This is a genomic window from Pseudescherichia vulneris, from assembly GCF_902164725.1.
Classification (GTDB): domain Bacteria; phylum Pseudomonadota; class Gammaproteobacteria; order Enterobacterales; family Enterobacteriaceae; genus Pseudescherichia; species Pseudescherichia vulneris.
In genome coordinates this window covers 3,541,768-3,543,665 of sequence record NZ_LR607338.1, presented here as the reverse complement: position 1 = coordinate 3,543,665, position 1,898 = coordinate 3,541,768, and the positions used below count along the sequence as shown (strand labels likewise).

The window sequence follows — 1,898 nt, the reverse complement described above, 5'->3', positions numbered from 1 at the left end:
GTGGTAATCAGTGCTCTCTTCGTTGTGGTAATTGCGGCTATGCGCGCGTGACGAGCCAAGCCCGTCCAGATGAATACGTTTCCGGGCAGTGTACGTCGCTGGAATTGGCTAATACCAGCAGGTGGAGGCACCACCGCCACAACCTAATCACTCCCGTGATGCTGTGTAGTACCCCGTAATCATTGCTTCCAGTTTGCCCGGTTCGCCGGGCATTTTTTTAAGGTGATCACCATGAGCGAGTGTATCGAGTGGAAAAAGTACAGAAGTGAAGATGGATACGGAGTACGCAGCTATAAGGGAAAGGTAGTCAAGGCTCACCGTCTAGCTTACTGCCAGAGTAAGGGTATTGAGCTATCAGAAATTGACGGCCTTGTCGTGAGGCATAAGTGCGACAACCCACCCTGCATCAATCCAGAACACCTTGAAATCGGCACTCAACTCGACAACAACAGAGATAGGGCATCAAGAAATAGATCTGCACACCTGAATGGTGAGAAGAATGGCCGGGCAAAACTAACCAGCGAGCAGGTGGAAGAAATTCGACGTAGATATGTAAGAGGCTCAAAAGACAGCAACACCGTAACCCTGGCTAAAGAGTTCGGTGTTTGTCAGTCTCACGTTAGCGACATCGTGAGAAAAGTCACCTGGTAATTATTCGTAGGGGTTATATTCTGTAATCGCCCTTCCCTGCTGGCCCTGCTGCTGCCCTGGCACATACTGCTTCTTCACCACCGGAAAAGCGTAGGTCAGCACGTAGGCGTCGGCGTTGTTAGGAGAACGGCCCAGCGTCTCTTTGATCTCTTCCTTGTCCTGCAAAATCTTCCTGCTGTCCTTGAGCCTAACCTTGTACTCCGGCGCGCTGAGCTCATCGGCTAGATCCTGGCTATCCAGTTGCGCTCCCAGCTTCAGCGCATCGCGGGCGGATTTGTACATCTCGCCGCGCTTGTTGCCCATCTCGGGATCAGCAGTGCCACCACCGAACTGTATCAGCGTCCAGTTCCGGCCCCAGTTATCACCCACCGATTTCAGGCCGGTGCCGTATCCGTAGTCGATGAATACCGCGTCAGCGCGATACTGATCTTCAAAGTCGGCGATCACCTTGGCAAACCACACATCGTCCGTGGTGCGCGGATACTCGCCCAGTTTCCGGCAGTGCAGCCCCTGACGCAGGTAGATAACCGCCGGGTCTTTGCCCTGGTGCGACGGGTCGACGCCGATGACCGTAGCCGCGTGCTGCACCTGGTCTGGCGTGATGACCCTTCCAACCGCCGGGCCCGTGAGGCCGGACGGAATAAACTGGTTTTCCGACGCATCCGGGAAGATCCCCCGCACACGCACCTTCACAAAGTCGCTATCCTCGCCGTAGTCCTCAATCCACTTCTGGAGCTGCTCTTTGTTCGTTCCCTCAACGGTGCGGCTGTCTATCTGCTTGGCCTTCCAGCGGTGCCGGTACTTGCGGAAACACTCACGGAAGCGGCCGGTGTTACGCGTCGGGTTCCCGAAAGCTACCCAGATGATCTCCGTATCTTCATCGGTCAGCGCACCCTCGGCTACCTCCCAGACCAGATCCGCGATGTTGGAGGCTTCATCGAACACGACGATGATACGCTTGCGCTCGTTATGCAGGCCCGCAAACGCTTCGGTGTTGTGTTCAGACCAAGGAATGGCATCCGCGCGCCAGCGCTTGTCATGGCCCGGATCGTTGCTGTACATCGCCGTCGCGGTGGTGGTGAACCAGTCCTTAGTGATGGACAGATTCGACCACTTGATGATCTCCGGCCAGGTCTTGGTGCGCAGCTGGTTGTCGGTGTTGGCGGTGACGACCACCTTGCAGTCCTCACAGGTGTCCATGCCCCACTTAATGAGCATCGATATGAATGCCGATTTGCCGATCCCGT

General features: G+C 55.7%; 2 protein-coding genes. One reads left to right on the top strand and one right to left on the bottom strand.

From position 1 onward, the window contains the following. Positions 1 to 231 precede the first annotated feature (231 nt). Complete coding sequence (locus FN633_RS14695) at positions 232 to 651, top strand: HNH endonuclease (protein WP_154058215.1); 420 nt, start codon at positions 232 to 234, stop codon at positions 649 to 651. Here FN633_RS14695 and FN633_RS14690 read toward each other — a convergent pair. Further along, the coding region (locus FN633_RS14690; protein WP_154058961.1) for a terminase at positions 652 to 1,898 on the bottom strand (1,247 nt) is incomplete at its 5' end. It abuts the gene before it with no gap.